Origin of the sequence: Paraburkholderia unamae (assembly GCF_003096875.1) — a bacterium.
Lineage (GTDB): Bacteria > Pseudomonadota > Gammaproteobacteria > Burkholderiales > Burkholderiaceae > Paraburkholderia > Paraburkholderia unamae.
The window spans coordinates 588,650-605,667 of the sequence record NZ_QEOB01000001.1 but is presented as its reverse complement, the minus strand read 5'-3'; the positions used below and the strand labels follow the sequence as shown (position 1 = coordinate 605,667).

14 protein-coding genes are annotated in these 17,018 nt (G+C 65.8%); 4 read left to right on the top strand and 10 right to left on the bottom strand.

Features of this window, described 5'->3' with window-relative positions:
• Nucleotides 1-49: 49 nt before the first annotated feature.
• Nucleotides 50-433 (bottom strand): nuclear transport factor 2 family protein, encoded by a 384-nt coding sequence (locus C7402_RS02730; protein ID WP_112172057.1) that lies wholly within the window; start codon nucleotides 431-433, stop codon nucleotides 50-52.
• Nucleotides 434-993: 560 nt separating this feature from the next.
• On the opposite strand from C7402_RS02730, the gene rpoH reads away from it, so the two are divergent.
• From rpoH to cydB, 4 genes are all read left to right on the top strand, one after another.
• Entirely contained in the window at nucleotides 994-1,929 is a 936-nt protein-coding gene (gene rpoH / locus C7402_RS02725; RefSeq protein WP_112172058.1) for an RNA polymerase sigma factor RpoH, read from the top strand.
• 225 nt (nucleotides 1,930-2,154) lie between these two features.
• Nucleotides 2,155-2,466, top strand: coding sequence for a cytochrome oxidase putative small subunit CydP (gene cydP, locus C7402_RS02720; protein WP_244314721.1), 312 nt, complete (start codon nucleotides 2,155-2,157; stop codon nucleotides 2,464-2,466).
• Nucleotides 2,453-4,045 (top strand): cytochrome ubiquinol oxidase subunit I, encoded by a 1,593-nt coding sequence (locus C7402_RS02715; RefSeq protein ID WP_112172059.1) that lies wholly within the window; start codon nucleotides 2,453-2,455, stop codon nucleotides 4,043-4,045. Before cydP ends, C7402_RS02715 begins: the two co-directional genes overlap by 14 nt.
• 21 nt (nucleotides 4,046-4,066) lie before the next feature.
• The gene (cydB, locus tag C7402_RS02710) at nucleotides 4,067-5,203 is read left to right on the top strand and encodes a cytochrome d ubiquinol oxidase subunit II (RefSeq protein ID WP_116609531.1); all 1,137 of its coding nucleotides are present in this window, start codon (nucleotides 4,067-4,069) and stop codon (nucleotides 5,201-5,203) included.
• 87 nt (nucleotides 5,204-5,290) lie between these two features.
• Here the strand turns inward: cydB and nagE are convergent, their stop codons facing one another.
• From nagE to C7402_RS02665, 9 genes are all read right to left on the bottom strand, one after another.
• The gene (gene nagE, locus C7402_RS02705; protein ID WP_116609530.1) at nucleotides 5,291-7,042 is read right to left on the bottom strand and encodes an N-acetylglucosamine-specific PTS transporter subunit IIBC; all 1,752 of its coding nucleotides are present in this window, start codon (nucleotides 7,040-7,042) and stop codon (nucleotides 5,291-5,293) included.
• Between the two features lie 181 nt (nucleotides 7,043-7,223).
• On the bottom strand, nucleotides 7,224-9,815 hold the full coding sequence (gene ptsP / locus C7402_RS02700; RefSeq protein WP_116609529.1) for a phosphoenolpyruvate--protein phosphotransferase: 2,592 nt from the start codon (nucleotides 9,813-9,815) through the stop codon (nucleotides 7,224-7,226).
• A 12-nt stretch (nucleotides 9,816-9,827) separates the two neighbouring features.
• Complete coding sequence (locus C7402_RS02695; RefSeq protein ID WP_116609528.1) at nucleotides 9,828-10,835, bottom strand: SIS domain-containing protein; 1,008 nt, start codon at nucleotides 10,833-10,835, stop codon at nucleotides 9,828-9,830.
• Nucleotides 10,828-11,931 carry an N-acetylglucosamine-6-phosphate deacetylase gene (gene nagA / locus C7402_RS02690; RefSeq protein ID WP_112172064.1) on the bottom strand — a complete coding sequence of 368 codons (1,104 nt, stop codon included), beginning with the start codon at nucleotides 11,929-11,931 and terminating at the stop codon, nucleotides 10,828-10,830. The genes C7402_RS02695 and nagA overlap by 8 nt, the downstream gene beginning before the upstream one ends.
• Nucleotides 11,932-12,027: 96 nt before the next feature.
• The gene (locus tag C7402_RS02685) at nucleotides 12,028-12,762 is read right to left on the bottom strand and encodes a GntR family transcriptional regulator (protein WP_112172065.1); all 735 of its coding nucleotides are present in this window, start codon (nucleotides 12,760-12,762) and stop codon (nucleotides 12,028-12,030) included.
• A 534-nt stretch (nucleotides 12,763-13,296) separates the two neighbouring features.
• Nucleotides 13,297-14,109 carry a MetQ/NlpA family ABC transporter substrate-binding protein gene (locus tag C7402_RS02680; RefSeq protein WP_116609527.1) on the bottom strand — a complete coding sequence of 271 codons (813 nt, stop codon included), beginning with the start codon at nucleotides 14,107-14,109 and terminating at the stop codon, nucleotides 13,297-13,299.
• Between the two features lie 201 nt (nucleotides 14,110-14,310).
• On the bottom strand, nucleotides 14,311-14,952 hold the full coding sequence (locus tag C7402_RS02675; protein WP_112172067.1) for an SCO family protein: 642 nt from the start codon (nucleotides 14,950-14,952) through the stop codon (nucleotides 14,311-14,313).
• Nucleotides 14,953-14,956: 4 nt separating this feature from the next.
• A complete protein-coding gene (gene cyoE, locus C7402_RS02670; RefSeq protein WP_112172068.1) occupies nucleotides 14,957-15,862 on the bottom strand; it encodes a heme o synthase in 906 nt (301 codons plus the stop codon).
• Between the two features lie 9 nt (nucleotides 15,863-15,871).
• Nucleotides 15,872-16,981 carry a COX15/CtaA family protein gene (locus tag C7402_RS02665; RefSeq protein WP_112172069.1) on the bottom strand — a complete coding sequence of 370 codons (1,110 nt, stop codon included), beginning with the start codon at nucleotides 16,979-16,981 and terminating at the stop codon, nucleotides 15,872-15,874.
• Nucleotides 16,982-17,018: the final 37 nt, after the last annotated feature.

The following is a 17,018-nucleotide window of genomic DNA, read 5'->3' as shown; positions in this document are numbered from 1 at the left end:
TGCGCCTGAAACGCCTAACCGGCGCTTCAGCGAGTGGACTGACCGGTCATCACTCGATCGCGCAACGTGTCGCTTGCCACGCGAGCAGACGCCAGTGACCACCCTCTTGCGTCTGGATCGCCGTGTAGGCAATCGGAAAGAGCAGTGCGCCGTTGTTCGCTTCCATCTCGATCAGCACGCGCCCGGAGATCACACAGGCTTCGTTGCCCACGGGCAGCACGTCCTGCGACTGGATCTCGATTTGCCGGTAGCGTCGGCGGCCCGCCGTGATCGCGTCGATGAACTGTTGCTTGGTCTCGCGTTTGCCGTTCGTATGGATGAACGTCGCGTTATCGGCGAGCAACTGGTCCAGCGACGTGCCGTCGCCGTCCACCATCGCGCGAAAGCGCTCGCGCTCCAGACCGCGAATCGCATCGATTACTTTTGCCGCCATCGCTCGAGCCCCTTGCGCGCCGGTCCGCGCGCTCCACGCAGACCCACGCCGAAGATTTTCTGCATGCGCCTGGCTGAAATTTATACCAGGATTTGACGCGTGGATACTTGCGATCAAAAGTGACATCCCCATATGTGAGGCGTACGCCACCCGCCGAACCGGCCCACCCTTGCCGGCCGCGCTCCATTGTCGCAGCGCAGCACTTTCGGCTTTGTCCGATGTCTATTAGTCAGATTCCGTGGCAAAGTCCGGGCGCAACGCCGCCCACCAAGGTCGTTGATTCCAACCCTTATTTCTCCGCGCGCTCGCGCCGGACTGCTGTCCCGATCTAGAGTGTTCCTTCGGCCCGCCCCATGCGCGGACCCGCGCCGGGCCGCAAGCCCCGTCCCACTTGCCCGCCGCGATTTTGGTGTAATCTATCGATACAACCATTTCGATAGGAATCAAGGAACCTTGAAGCCCCTACAGACTCCAAGTATTAGCACTCGGTGATTCAGAGTGCTAACATCCACCGTGGAGTCGCAGTCTGACTTTTGCAAGATTCCTAAGGAGTTCGCTACGTGAGCAACGCAATGACCATGACCCTTCCGAATACGCTGAGCCCGTCGTCGGCCAAGGCCGGGGGTTCACTGGCGCTCGCGAACGCTTCCCTGCTGCCCGGTCAGTTGGGCAACATCGACGCCTACATCCAGGCCGTGAACCGGATCCCGATGTTGACGCCGCAAGAAGAGCGCCAGTTCGCGACTGAGTTTCGCGAGCAAAACAACCTCGAGGGCGCGCGCCGTCTGGTGCTGTCGCACCTGCGCCTCGTGGTGTCGATCGCGCGCAATTACCTCGGCTACGGCTTGCCGCATGCCGATCTGATCCAGGAAGGCAACATCGGCCTGATGAAGGCTGTGAAGCGCTTCGACCCCGAGCAGAACGTGCGCCTCGTGTCGTACGCGATGCACTGGATCAAGGCTGAAATTCACGAGTACATCCTGCGCAACTGGCGCATGGTGAAGGTCGCCACGACCAAGGCGCAGCGCAAGTTGTTCTTCAACCTGCGCAGCCACAAGCAGGGCCTGCAATCGTTCACGCCGGAGGAGATCGACGGCCTCGCGCAGGAACTGAACGTGAAGCGCGAAGAAGTCGTGGAGATGGAAACGCGTCTCTCGGGCGCCGACATCGCGCTCGAAGGCCAGACGGAAGACGGCGAGGAGTCGTACGCCCCGATCGCCTGGCTCGCCGACTCGCATAGCGAGCCGAGCGCCGTGCTGGCCGCCCGTTCGCGCGACCGCCTTCAGTCCGACGGCATCGCGAGCGCGCTGGAAGCGCTCGACGCACGCAGCCGCCGCATCATCGAGGCGCGCTGGCTGAACGTCGCCGACGACGGCTCGGGCGGTTCGACCCTGCACGAGCTGGCCGACGAGTTCGGCGTGTCGGCCGAGCGCATTCGCCAGATCGAGGCGAGCGCCATGAAGAAGATGCGCACCGCGCTTGCCGACTACGCGTAAGCGTCAGCCCGGAAGCCGTACCGAAAGCCCCGTTCCCGCGAACGGGGCTTTTTCTTTTGCACGCTCCTGCACACTGCTTACGCCCCTGCGCGCCCTCGCGCCCGTCAGCCCGCTGCACACCTTCGCACCGGCCGCGCTGATTCCACCCTAAGATGATTTCGAGGTGATGAGCCCCAGGCCGCGCGGCGGTCTGGCCTGACAACGCGCTCAAGGGCAACCGTCGTCATGATCTCTGCATCCGGTCAACGCCCCCGCGCGGCGCTCCCGCTGCGCGCGCGGATCGTCCAGTGGACCCGCGGCCCCACGTTCGCGCGCGACATCGTCCTCGTCCTCGCCATCAAGCTCGTGCTGCTGCTCGCGCTCAAATACGCGTTCTTCAATCACCCGCAGGCCGAAGATATGCGCATGGCGCCTGCCGCCGTGGCGCAGGCCATTCTCTCCGTGCCCATGCCGCCCACGGCCGCGCCGCCGGCGTCGCCATCGCAACAAGGAACGCAACGAGGAAATCCGCAAGGAGAGCGCCATGCCCACGATTGAAACAGTGGATCTTTCGCGGCTTCAGTTCGCCATCACCGCGCTTTACCACTTCCTGTTCGTGCCGCTCACGCTTGGCCTGTCGTGGCTGCTCGTCATCATGGAGTCCGTCTACGTGATGACCGGCAAGGTGATCTACAAGGACATGACGCTGTTCTGGGGCAAGCTCTTCGCCATCAACTTCGCGATGGGCGTCACCACCGGCCTCACCATGGAGTTCCAGTTCGGCACCAACTGGTCCTACTACTCGCACTACGTGGGCGATATCTTCGGCGTGCCGCTCGCCGTGGAGGGGCTCGCGGCCTTCTTCCTCGAATCGACCTTCGTCGGCCTGTTCTTCTTCGGCTGGAATCGCCTGTCGAAAGGCGCGCACCTGTTCACCACGTTTCTCGTCGCGCTCGGCTCGAACCTCTCGGCGCTGTGGATTCTCATCGCCAACGGCTGGATGCAGAACCCCGTGGGCGCGGCGTTCAACTACGAGACCATGCGCATGGAGCTCACCAGCCTGTTCGAGGTGATCTTCAATCCCGTCGCACAGGTGAAGTTCGTGCACACGGTTTCGGCCGGCTACGTGACGGCCTCGATGTTCGTGCTCGGCATCTCGTCGTGGTACCTGCTGCGCCGCCGCGACGTGGAGTTCGCGCTGCGCTCGTTCGCCATCGCCGCGGGCTTTGGCCTCGCCTCCACGCTATGCGTGCTGATCCTCGGCGACGAATCGGGCTACACCGACGGCGAGGTGCAGCAGGTCAAGCTCGCCGCCATCGAGGCCGAATGGGACACCGCGCCCGCGCCCGCGCCCTTCACGCTGTTCGGCCTGCCCAACCAGAAAGAGGAACGCACCGACTACGCGATCCGCATTCCCTGGCTCATGGGCATCATCGCCACGCGCTCGATCGACACGCCCGTCATCGGCCTGAAGGACCTGATGGGCCGCGCCGAAGTGCGCATCCGCAACGGCATGCTGGCCTACGCCGCGCTGCAAAAGATGAAAGAAGGCACCGACGACACCCAGACGCGCGACGTGTTCGAAGCGCACAAGGCCGACCTCGGCTACGGGCTGCTCTTGAAGCGGTTCACGCCGAACGTGGTCGACGCGACTTCCGCGCAGGTCAGGGCCGCGTCGCGAACGGCGATCCCGCCGGTTGCGCCCGTGTTCTGGTCGTTTCGCGTGATGGTGGGCCTCGGCCTTCTCTTTCTCGTGACCTTCGTGCTCGCCTTCGGGTTCTGCGCGCAGCGCTCGCTGCTCAAGGACAACCGCCGCTGGTTCCTGCGCTGGGCCCTGGTGGCGATTCCGCTGCCCTGGCTCGCCGCCGAGTTCGGCTGGGTCGTCGCGGAACTGGGCCGCCAGCCGTGGACCATCGCCGAAGTGCTGCCCACGCGCCTTTCGGCGTCGAGCCTTGCGCCCGGCGACGTGATCCTGAGCATCGCGGGCTTCGTGATCTTCTACACGCTGCTCTTCATCATCGAGATCACGCTGATGTTCAAGTACGCGCGCCTCGGCCCTTCGTCGCTGCACACGGGACGCTACTTCCACGAGCAGGCTCCGGCCGCGGCGGTGACACGCGGCGGCAGCGTCGCTTGAGCGCCATAGAGGACTCACGCCATGGACTATGCAACTCTCAAGCTGATCTGGTGGGCGCTGATCGGCGTGCTGCTGATCGGCTTCGCGCTCACCGACGGCTTCGACATGGGCGCGGCGGTGCTGCTGCCCTTCATCGGCAAGACCGATGAGGAACGCCGAATCGTCATCAACACGGTTGGCGCGACGTGGGAAGGCAACCAGGTCTGGTTCATCACGGCGGGCGGAGCCATGTTCGCCGCCTGGCCGCTCGCCTACGCGGCCTCGTTCTCCGGCTTCTACTTCGCGATGCTGCTCGTGCTCTTCTCACTGTTCTTCCGGCCCGTGGGCTTCGACTACCGGGGCAAGCGCGTGGACGTGAGATGGCGCCAGGGCTGGGACTGCGGCCTCTTCATCGGCGGCTTCGTGCCGGCGCTCGTGTTCGGCGTGGCGTTCGGCAACCTGCTGCAAGGCGTGCCATTCGTCTACGACACGGATCTGCGCGTGACGTATCACGGCAGCTTCTTCGGACTCCTCAATCCCTTCGCACTGATCTGCGGACTCGTGAGCCTTTGCATGCTCACCGCGCACGGCGCGGCGTTCGTGAAGATGAAGTCCGACGGCGTCGTCGCCATGCGCGCCGCGAAGGCGATCCGGATCTTCTCGGGCCTGACCGTTGTCCTGTTCGTCGTGGCGGGCGCGCTCGTGGCGACGCTCATCAGCGGCTATACGATCACTTCGCCCGCGCCATTCGACGGCGTGGCCAATCCGCTGCTGAAGACCGTCGAAGCGGGACCGGGCCTCTGGCTTTCGAACTACGGGCTCTATCCGTTGACGGCGCTCGCGCCGATCGCGGGCCTGCTTGGCGGCGCGCTCGCATTTGGGCTCGCGCTCTCGCGCTTCGAGCGGCTCACGTTCGTGTGCACATCGCTCCAGATCGTCGGCGTGATCCTCACGGCGGGCTTCTCAATGTTCCCGTTCATCATGCCCTCGTCGCTCGACCCGCGTTCGAGCCTCACGGTCTGGGACGCGACTTCGAGCCAGACCACACTCGAAATCATGCTCGTGGCCGTCATCATCTTCCTGCCGATCGTGCTCGGCTACACCGCCTGGGTCTATCGCGTGATGCGCGGCAAAATCACCGCCAGCACGATCAAGGAGAATGAGCACACGCTTTATTGAGGCGTACGACGCGTTTTTAGCGGCCCCAAAAGCAAAAACGCCGTGGCGCTACACCACGGCGTTTTTTCATTCGCGTGCGCGAATCGATCAGGCAGTCTGGAGCGCCAGTTCGCGCGCGTAACGCGCCGCCGCTTCGCCCACCACGATGTGCAGCGTATCCGTCGATACCCAGGCCACGTCGAGCGCGCCCAGCTTCGCACGCTCAACCGCCGCCGGGTCGCGCACGATCACGCGCAGGCGCGTGGCCGCCACCGCGTCGAGCGAGACGATGTTCGCCGCGCCGCCGAACACCGCCAGCCAGCGCGACGGATTCGGATCGAGCGGGCCCTGCGCCGAAGGCGCACTCGTGATTGCAGGCGCACTCGCAGTCGCTTGCGTTGCCTGAGCCGCGGGCTGCGCCGCCGGTGCCTTCGCCGCGCCCGCACCACCCCGCGCGATTTCGCTGCGGATTTCATCGGCGATGATGTCCGCTTCCGGTCCGATGATGACCTGCACGCTTTCACCGCCGCGCTTGAGCACGCCGCGCGCGCCGATCGCCTTCAATGCCGGTTCCGAGACATGCGCGGGATCGGCCACCGAGAGACGCAAACGCGTCGTGCAGGCATCGACCACCTTCAGGTTGGCCGCGCCGCCAAGTGCGTCGATATAGCGAGCCGCGCGCGTGAGCGACGTGGCCGCAGCGGCGACACCCGACATCGACGAAGCAATGGCCGTGTCGCCCGCCGATGCTTCACGGCCCGGCGTGGGCAGGTTGAAGCGGCGGATGAAAAAGCGGAACAGCGCGTAGTACACGACCGCATAGGCCACGCCCAGCGGAATCGCATACCAGCCGTGCGTGGAGAGCCCATAGTTCAGCACATAGTCGATCGCGCCCGCCGAGAACGTGAAGCCGAGCTTGATGCCGAGCAGCGAGCAGATTGCGAGCGACAACCCCGTGAGCACCGCGTGGATCGCGTAGAGCACGGGTGCAAGGAACATGAACGTGAATTCGATCGGCTCGGTCACGCCCGTGAGGAACGAGGTGAGCGCCATCGACATCAGCAGGCCCGCCACCATCGCGCGCTTTTCCTTCGGCGCCTCGTGCAGCATTGCGAGACACGCGGCCGGCAGACCGAACATCATCACCGGGAAAAAGCCCGCCATGAAGCTGCCCGCCGTGGGGTCGCCCGCGAAGAAGCGGTGCAGGTCGCCCGTCACCGCCGCGCCGCCGGCCGCCGGCGTGAACGAGCCGAACACGAACCACACGAGCGAGTTGAGGATGTGATGCAGCCCCGTGACGAGCAGCAAGCGGTTGAGCAAGCCGTACACGAACGTGCCGATCGCGCCCGCCGTGGTGAGCCAGTGACCGGCCGTGTCGATCACGCCCTGCACCGGTCCCCACACATAGCCGAACACGATGCCCAGCACGAGGCACGCGAGCCCGGTGACAATGGGCACGAATCGTTTGCCGCCGAAGAACGCAAGGAACTCGGGCAGCTTGATGTCCTTGAAGCGGTTGTACAGCATGCCCGCAACGACGCCGGCGACCACGCCCGACAACACGCCCATGTTGAGCTTGTCGTTGATGTCCTTCATCACGGCGGTCTGGACCAGATAGCCCAGCGCGCCCGCGAGCGCCGCGACGCCGTTGTTTTCCTTCGCGAAGCCCACCGCGATGCCGATCGCGAAAAGCAACGGCAGGTTATCGAAGATCGCGCCGCCCGCGTCGGCGATGATCTTGATGTTGAACATGTCGGCCTGGCCGAAACGAAGCAGGATGCCGGCGACCGGCAGCACTGCGATCGGAAGCATCAGCGCGCGGCCGAGGCTTTGTATCTTGAGAAACGGATTGCCATCCATTGAACTGCCTCCAGTCCCTGTCTCTTGCGTGACGTACGTGGGTGAGAGAAGCCGGCGCGCGATCGCTGCGCACGCCGGCGTATTTTTTAAGGATTACTTAAAGCGTGGTGAATAGAGAAACTCGATCGAACCCTCGATCAAACAATCGACCGAACGATCGACCGAATGATCAACCGAACGATCAATCGAGCGGCCAACTTTCGCGGCTCGCGGCGCGCACGGCTTGCGCCGATTCGAGCGCGAGCGCGTCCTGCGCACGCTGGCGACATTCGCTGTAGTCGAGCTTGCGCACGCGCGCCTTGATCGACGGCACGGAAACCGGATCGACGGAAAGCTCGCTCACGCCAAGGCCGACGAGCAGCGGTGCCGCGAGCGGATCGCCCGCCAGCGCGCCGCACACGCCCACCCACTTGCCGTGTTTGCGTGCGCCTTCGACCGTCGCCGCCACGAGGCGCAGCACGGCCGGGTGCAAGCCATCGGCCTGCGCCGCGAGATCGGGCTGGCAGCGGTCCATCGCGAGCGTGTACTGCGTGAGGTCGTTCGTGCCGATCGAGAGGAAATCGGCGTGGCGCGCGAGCTGGTCGGCGAGCAATGCGGCCGAGGGCACCTCGATCATCACGCCTACTTCGATCGGCTCGGTGCGGCCCGCTTCGCGTGCGAACACGTCGATGCGCTCGCGCAAGCGCACGAGTTCGCCCACGTCGGTCACCATCGGCAGCAGGATGCGTACCTTGCCCGCCGGCTTCACGGCGAGAAGGCCGCGCAACTGGTCGTCGAGCAGGTCGGGGCGCACCTGCGCGAGGCGAATGCCGCGCAGGCCCAGCGCCGGGTTCGGTTCGGGCGGCAGCGTCAGATAGTCGACTTCCTTGTCCGCGCCCACATCGAGCGTGCGGATGATGGCGGTGCGGCCCGCCAGCGCGTCGGTAATGGCCTGGTAGCTCTGACGATGTTCCTCCACCGTCGGCGCAGCCTGGCGATGGATGAACAGCAGCTCCGTGCGCAGCAGACCCACGGCGTCCGCGCCGTTTTCCACCGCCGTCGCGGCGTCTTCCAGCGTGGCGATGTTCGCCGCGACTTCGACCGCGTGACCGTCGCGCGTGCTCGCCGCTTCGTGCGAGGTGCGGCGGTTCGCTTCACGCACGCCCGCAAGGCGCTGCTTCTCGCTGCGCGCACGCTCGACATCGAGCGCGCTCGGCGTATAGGCGAAGCGGCCTGCGCCGGCATCGACGACCACTTCCGTGCCCTCTGCCACCGCAAGGAGCGCGTCGCCAAGCGCGACGATCGCCGGAATGCCGGCCTGGCGCGCGATGATCGCCGCGTGCGAGGTCGCGCCGCCGCGCGACATCACGAGCGCCGTCACGCGCTTGCGGTCGAGCGTGGCGAGATCGGAAGGCGTGAATTCCTCGGCGGCAAGCACGGCTTCTTCGGGTAGCGTGCGCGCGGCCGTGTTCGAGAGTCCGAGCGCGCGCAGCACGCGCTTTTCGAGGTCGCGCAGATCGGCGGCGCGCTCCGCGAGCAGCGGATCGTCCACCTTGCCGAGCACGGCGATCTGCGCGCGAATCGCTTCGCGCCATGCGTAGCCCGCGCTCTTGCCGAGGCTGATCGCGTCGCGCGCGGCGTCCACGAGCGTCGGGTCTTCGAGCAGCACGCGGTGCATCGTGAAGATGCCCGCCTCGCCGATCGCGCCGCGCTGCGAAGCGGTGCGCACGCTCTGGTTCAGCTCGGCGTCCACCTCGGCGATGGCCTTGTCCAGCAGGCGGCTTTCCGCGGCCGAGCTGCCGCTCGCGAGTTCGGGCGGCGTGAGTTCGGCTTCGTCCCAGCGCACCAGCTTGCCGACCGCGACGCCCGGCGCCGCGCATACGCCCGCGAGCACACCCGGCTCGGCGGACGACGCCGCGGCCGCGGCTTGCTGTGTCACGGGCGCGGGCGAGTGCTGCCGCGCCGGCGCTTCGCCGCCCTCGCCGGGCGCTTCACGCAGGAGTTCGTTCGCCACGGCGTCCACGGCGCGCAGCGCCTCGTTGCCGATTCCGACGAGTTCGATGGTCGCGCCCTCGCCCGCGCCAAGGGCCAGCAGGCCCACGACGCTTTCGATAGCCGCCTTGCGCTCGCCAAAGCGGACTTCCACGCGCGCGTCGATGCCGCGCACGGCTTCGCGCGCTCGCGCCGCCGGACGCGCATGGAGGCCGCCCGCATGCGTGAGCGTGATGCTGCGGCGCACTTCGTTCGCAACCAGTTCGTGGGCCGGGGCGATCTGTGCGCCGTCACGCGGGCGCAGCACGAGCAGTGCGCTCTTGCCCGCTTCGACGTGGCCGGCGCCTGCGCGATCGATCACTTCGAAGGCGTCCGAATTGGCGATCGCAACGACCGAGACGAGGCTCGGCGCATTGCACGCCACCACATCGAGATCGAAATCGATCAGCGTGTCGCCCCGGCACACCTGCGCGCCCTGCGCGACCTTCGGCGTGAAACCCTTGCCGTTCAGCTCGACGGTGTCGATGCCGACATGCACGAGCACCTGCGCGCCTTCGGCCGTTTGCAGCGTGACCGCGTGGCTGGTGCGCGCGAGATGGACAACGATCCCGTCGCACGGTGCGACCACACTGCCGACGAGCGGATCGACGCCAATGCCGTCGCCGAACAGGCCTTCCGAGAACACCGGATCAGGCACCGACACAAGCGGCACGACCGGCCCGGTGAGCGGCGAGACCAGTACGATCTGCCCCTCTACGCGAGTATGCGGATCCATCAGGCGAGACTCCTCGATGCGTTCCATTCGCTTTCCAATCTAGTGGGTTTCGGTGACTTTGTTCAGGTAGCGCGGCTCGTCGGGGTTGCGGCCGCGCGCGGCGGCAAGTCCCGCCGCCATCACGTAGAACGACAGAATGGCCGCGATGGGGTCGAGCGCCGCGTCGGCGGCCGTCTCCAGCGGCAGTGCCGCGCCGGGCACATCGGCGGGCGCAGCGAGCAGCACGCGCGCACCGCGCTTTTCCATGTCGCGCGCGAACTCGATCAGGCCCGCCTGCTCCGGCCCGCGCGGCGCGAACACCAGCAGCGGGTAATCGCGATCGATCAGCTCCATCGGGCCATGCCGCACTTCGGCGCTCGAAAACGCCTCGGCCTGGATACCCGACGTTTCCTTGAGCTTGAGCGCCGCTTCCTGCGCAATGGCCAGGCCCGGGCCGCGTCCGATCACGATCATTTGCTTGACGTCGCGCAACTCATCGACGGCCTTCGACCAGTCGAGCGTGCCCGCGCGATCGAGCGCGTCGGGCAGCGCGCGCACGGCGGCGAGAAACGCGGTGTCGCGCTGCCAGAAGCCCACGAGTTGCGCGGCCATCGCGAGCATCGCGATATAGCTCTTGGTGGCCGCCACGCTCAACTCCGGCCCCGCGAGGAGCGGCAGCTCCGTGCCAGCGGCCTCGGCGAGCGGCGAGCCCGCCACGTTGACCATCGCCGCCGTCAACGCGCCCGCTTCGCGCAGCGCCTTGATCGTCGCAACGAGATCAGGACTCCTACCCGATTGGGAGAAAGCTAGGGCAAACTGGCCGCGCACGCGTAAGGGCGCCTGCTGGAGCGTGGCGATCGACATCGGCAGCGTGGCCACCGGCACGCCGATACGGCTCATGGTGAGCGCAGCGAAATAGCTCGCCGCGTGGTCCGAACTGCCGCGCGCGACGGTGAGCGCGACGTGGCGCGGCTCGGCTTCCAGCGCGCGGGCGAGCGCCTCGACGCGCGAGGTGTCCGCCAGTTGCGCGGCGACGACGCCGGCCGAGGCCAGCGCTTCCTTAAGCATATTCGACAATCGATTCTCCTTCGACGTAGGTCGCGGTGAGCGCCAGCTCGCGGTCGAACACGTTGACATCGGCCCATGCGCCGCGCTTGAGGCGGCCACGGTCTTCGATGCCGAGGTAATCGGCGGCATAGCGCGACAGGCGTGCGGACACATCGGCGATCGGCAGGCCGATCGAGACGAGGTTGCGCAACGCCTGGTCCATGGTGAGGGTGCTGCCCGCGAGCGTGCCGTCGGCGAGGCGCACGCCGCCCAGGCACTTCGTCACGTGCTGGCTGCCGAGGCGGTATTCGCCGTCGGGCATGCCGGTGGCCGAGGTGCTGTCGGTCACCACATAAAGTCGCGGAATGGCGCGCAGCGCGGCGCGGATCGCGCCCGGATGCACGTGCAGCAGGTCGGGAATGATCTCGGCGTACTCGGCATGCGCAAGCGCGGCGCCCACCACGCCCGGGTTGCGATGATGCAGCGGCGACATCGCGTTGAAAAGGTGCGTGAAGCCGCAAGCGCCGTGCTTGAGCGCTGCCACGGCGTCGTCGTAGGTCGCGAGCGAATGGCCGAGCTGCACGCGCACGCCGCGCGCCGCCATCTCGCCGATGATCTCGATATGGCCCGCAATCTCGGGCGCCACGGTCACCACGCGAATGGGCGCGATCGACAGGTACTTGAGCACTTCGTCGAGCACGGCCGAAACCGCCGCGTCGGGTTGCGCGCCGAGCTTGCCGGGGTTGATGTACGGCCCTTCGAGGTGCACGCCCAGCACGCGCGCGCCCCCCGGCGTGCGGTTGCGCGTGACGTCGCCGAGCCCGGCGACCACGTTCATCAGTTCGTCGCGCGGCGCGGTCATGGTGGTGGCGAGCAGGCTCGTCGTGCCGTAACGCGCGTGGGTGCGCGCAATGGTTTCGATCGCGTCGCCCGCCTCCATCACATCGGCGCCGCCGCCGCCGTGCACGTGCAGGTCGATGAAGCCCGGCAGGATGTAGGGCGCGTCGTTCTTCGCGGGATCGGCGGCCACGCCCGTGATCGCGGTGATGCGTCCGTTCTCGAACGACAGGGAGCCGTTGATCCAGCCGTCAGGGGTGAGTATGTTTCCGCTCAGCATGAGATTCTTCCGATAAGGCGCTTCAATGCGCGGTAGGACGTTTCGGTGACGTGCATGAGAGAGATAACGGCGGCGTTCCGTTCCCGCGGGCGGCGCTCACTGGCGCAGCTCCGCAACGAAGTCGTAATAGCCGTCGCGGCAATAGGTATCGGTCAGCTCGATGGCGCGCTGATCGGCGGAAAAGCCCACGCGCGTGATGACGAGCAGCGCCGCGCGCGGCTCCACGTCCATCAGCGCGGCGATCTCGCCCGTCGCATTGACCGCGCGAAAGTGCTGCAAGGCGCGCACCACGGGCACGCGGCGCTGCTCCAGGTACGCGTAGAGCGAGCCTTCGATGGCCTGCGGGTCCGGCACGATCGAGGCCGGCAGCGCCGAATGCTCGACGGCCATCACGATGCCGTCCGCGCGGCGCAGCCGGCGCAGGCTCGCCACCGACGAGACCGGTGAAAGCCCGAGCTGCACGATCTCTTCGCGGTGCGCCGGGCGCACTTCGCGCTCGAGCCACACCGAATCGGCCGTGAAGCCGCGCTGTTCCATCTTTTTCGTGAAACCGGTGAGGCGTGACAGCGGATCTTCCACACGCGGCGTGATGAAGCTGCCCGCGCCGCGCGCGCGCCGGATCAGGCCCTGCTCGACAAGCAACTCGATCGCCTTGCGCGCGGTGATGCGCGACACGCCGATGGCGTCCGACAGCGTGCGCTCCGATGGCAGCGCCTCGCCAGCCGACCACACGCCGCAGTGGATGGCCGTGGCAAGGTTGCGCGCCAGCTGCAAATAGAGCGGCGTCACATTGCGCGCATCGGGCATCAGGGCAGACCAACGGGTTTCCATGGACTTGGCGCCAGCGGTTGGACAGATCGTGGGATGGCCGGACGGTTGGACGGGCCGCATGGCGGCGCAGACAGGTCCGGTGCGAAAGCGAGCCCATTATATAACCACAATAAGACCAGTCAACACGCAGCAGCACACCGAGCCAAGACAAAAATTATCGATAAAAATCAAATGCTTACATGAACACATAAGGCTCAGCGCGCAGCCCGTCCGGTACCAGGATTTACCCTGGAAGTCCCTCAGTGGACTCCTCATCAGGACCAGATTGGCATTACACAGGGGACCGCCGATAGCCCAACGCAGTACCGCCATAGGACCAACGGTCTGACTTCCGTGGGAAAGATAGCGCGCGTCCAGGCGATCCCCTAGCGTCTCAATTGATCACCATCAAAATGACGCGTTGCGCCGCCCATTTCTGATCGATTCCGACCCGGCGTGCACCCAACAAAAAACGCCGTGGCTTTCGCCACGGCGTTCGGGTGCTGCCAGCGGGTTGCCGCGTCGATCGGACGCGGACCGCAACTCGAATATCGCTTAGAACGACGGGACCATCGCGCCCTTGAATTCGCTCTTCATGAACTGGCGCACGTCTTCCGACTGGTATGCGGCAACCAGCTTCTTCACCCACGGCTTGTCCTTGTCCTGGGTGCGCACGGCGATCACGTTCGCGTACGGGCTGTGGATGTCTTCCAGCGCGATCGCATCCTTGGTCGGCTGGAGACCGGCGGCGAGCGCGTAGTTCGTGTTGATCACGCCGGCGTCGACGTCGGCGAGCGAGCGCGGCAGTTGCGCGGCGTCCAGCTCGACGAACTTGATCTTCTTCGGGTTCTCGGCCACGTCGAGCGGCGTCGCGTTGCTGCCGTTCGTGCCGGCGCCCGCGCGCAGCTTGATCACGCCCTTCGATTGCAGCAGCAGGAACGCGCGGTTCTCGTTCGACGGATCGTTCGGCACCGCGACCTTCGCGCCTTGCGGCAGGTCGTTCACCGACTTGAGCTTCTTCGAGTACACGCCGATCGGCGAGATGTAGGTGGTGCCCACGCTCACGAGCTTGTAGCCGCGCTGCTTGACCTGGCTGTCGAGGTACGGCTGGTGCTGGAAGCTGTTGGCGTTGAGGTCGCCGGCGTCGAGCGCGGCGTTCGGCTGCACGTAGTCGTTGAATTCGATGACCTTGACGTTCAGGCCTTCGCGCTTGGCGACCTTCTGGACGACGGCCCAGACTTGCGCGTCCGGACCCGAAACGGTGCCGACCTTGATGACCTGGTCGTCGGCGCGGGCGCCGAAGCTGGCCGCGAGGGTGGTCGCGGCAACGCCGGCGAGGAGTGCTTTAATCAGATTTCTGCGCTGCATGGAGGTGATGTTCCTGCGTGGTTTTGTTGTCTCTCCGGTACGGCGGCATCGTGTGCCGCCGGTCGGACAATATAAATGGTCTCATATGGGCCAGGCCGCGCGAAATAAAGAATTCGCATACCGGTATGCCGGCGCGACGCTGAAGCGCGCACCGTGACGCATGAGCGCCAGGGCGGGCTTCAGTCGGGCCTCAGACGGACTTCAGTCCGGATTGGAGCCGAGGAGGATCTTCAGATCGTGCAGCCAGGGCGTGACGCCCTGCCCGTCGCGCGCGAAGAGGCGCAGCTTGCCGGTCGTGTCGAACACGTAGCTCGCGGCGGTGTGGTCCATCGTGTAGCTGTCGGGCGTCGTGCCGGGCACCTTCGCGTAGTACACGCGGAAGTCCTTGGTCACCTGCTTGAGCTGCTCCTCGTTGGCGGGGCGCAGCGCGATGAAGGTCGGATTGAACGCGGCCACGTACTGGCCCAGGATCTGCGCGCTGTCACGATCGGGATCGACGCTCACGAACACCACCTGCACGCGTTTCGCGGCATCGGGTCCCAGTTGTTCGAGCGCCTGCGAAAGCTCGGCCATGGTGGTCGGGCAAACGTCCGGGCAGTGCGTGTAGCCGAAGAACAGCACGACCACCTTGTCCTTGAAGTCGGCGAGCGTGCGCGTCTTGCCGTTCGAGTCGGGCAGCGAGAAGTCCTTGCCGAACTGCGTGTTGCCGGTGATATCGAGATTCGAGAACGAAGGCGGCTGCTGGCCGCAGCCTTCCAGAACCAGAGTGCCGCCCAGCGCACCGGCAGCGGCAAGCGCGACAACCGTGGCGCGCACGAGGCGCGCTAGCGTGCGATGGGCCATAGCGTTACGCCGCGATGAGCGCATGCACGTAGTGATCGACGAGCAACGCTACGAACAGCAACGAGAGGTAGATGATCGAATAGCGGAAAGTCCTGCGGGCGAGTGCGTCGGAGTACTCGACATAGATCTTCCACGCGTAGGCGAGGAACACCGCACCGAGCAACACGGCCGAGGCCAGATACAGCACGCCGCTCATGCCCGAGATATAGGGCATCAGCGTGACCGCGAACAGGATCACGGTGTAGAGCAGGATATGCAGACGCGTGTACTTCTCGCCGTGCGTGTTGGGCAGCATCGGCAGGCCGGCGTTTTCGTAGTCCTTGCGGCGATAGAGCGCGAGCGCCCAGAAGTGCGGCGGCGTCCACACGAAGATGATCAGCACGAGAATCCAGGCGTCGCCGGGCACGTGACCCGTGACGGCCGCCCAGCCGAGCGCGGGCGGCATGGCGCCCGAGGCGCCGCCGATCACGATGTTCTGTGGCGTGGCCGGCTTGAGCAGCAGCGTGTAGATGATCGCGTAGCCGATGAAGGTCGCGACCGTGAGCCACATGGTGAGCGGATTGGTGAAGGTGTACAGCACCCACATCCCAATGCCGCCGATCACCATGGAGAAGATCAGGATTTGCGTGCTCGTGATCTCGCCACGCGCCGAAGGACGCCAGGCAGTGCGACGCATGCGCGCATCGACTTTTTGCTCGACCAGACAGTTGATCGCGAAAGCCGCGCCGGCCGTGAGCCAGATGCCGACGGTGCCGCCGATCAGTTGCTGCCAGGGCACCATGCCCGGCACGGCGAGGAACATGCCGATGACCGCGCAAAACACGGCCAGTTGAGTCACGCGCGGCTTGGTCAGCGCAAGATATTGCGAAATCCGGCTGCCGGGCGATTGAGGGAGGGTTGTACTTTCCATAGGGCGGGATCACACCGCAGCGGTGTCGCGCGCAGGGAGAACGGCGCGGCCGGGGCGGCTACAAGCAATTCGAAAGTTTAGCACGACGAGCAAAAGCAGCAGGATCGCCGCGCCACCGTTGTGCGCCACCGCCACAGGCAGCGGCCATTGCAACACGATGTTAGATAGTCCTGTCAGAAACTGGAGCGCGATCACGATGATGACCCAGTTTGCCGGACGCCGGAGCGAGGCATAGCGTCGCAACTTGAGGGCGAACCATACCAGATAAGCGATCACGATGAACGCGAACGTGCGGTGTGTCCAGTGAATCGCAACGAGGGCGTCCTGCGTGATCACGTCGCCGTTGGCGTCCATGCCGAGCGCGCGCCAGAGGTGAAAGCCGTGATGGAAATCCATCGGCGGAATCCATGCGCCGTTGCAGGTCGGAAAGTCGGTGCAGGCGAGCACCGCATAGTTCGTGCTGACCCAGCCGCCCAGCGCGATCTGCACGACGAGCAGCACGAGCGCCGCGAGCGCGGCCACGCGCCAACGCGCGGCGTCGGGCTCGAACGCGGGCAGCGGCGTCATGCGTGCGCCGAGCCACGCGAGCGAACCGAGCAGCGTGAGGCCCAGCAGCAAGTGCGTGGTCACGATGACGGGTTGCAGTTTCATCGTGACCGTCCACGCGCCGAACACGCCCTGCACGACGATCAGGCCGAGCAGCGCGGTGGGCCACCACGGCGAAACGTGCAGCGGCAGGCGCTTGATGCGCGCGCGCCAGGCAATCGCCATCTGCGCAATGATCAGGACACCGATGGCCATGGCGAAATAGCGATGGATCATCTCGATCCATGCTTTCGTCATGCTCACGGGTCCGCTCGGCATGGCCAGATGCGCGGCGGCGATCTGCACGTGCGCGATGAACGGCGACGACGTGCCGTAGCAGCCCGGCCAGTCGGGGCAGCCGAGGCCCGAGTCGGTCAAGCGCGTGAAGCCGCCGAACATCACGAGGTCGAGCGTCATGAAGGTCGTGAGCCACACGAGCTTGCGAAACTTGTCGTCGTCGGCCTTCACCCAGACCCACGACAGCGGCAGCAACGCGACGCACAGGCCGATCAGGCCCAGCTCCAGGATAAACATCTCGATTACTCTTTTCTGTCAGATTCGCGCTGCGCAC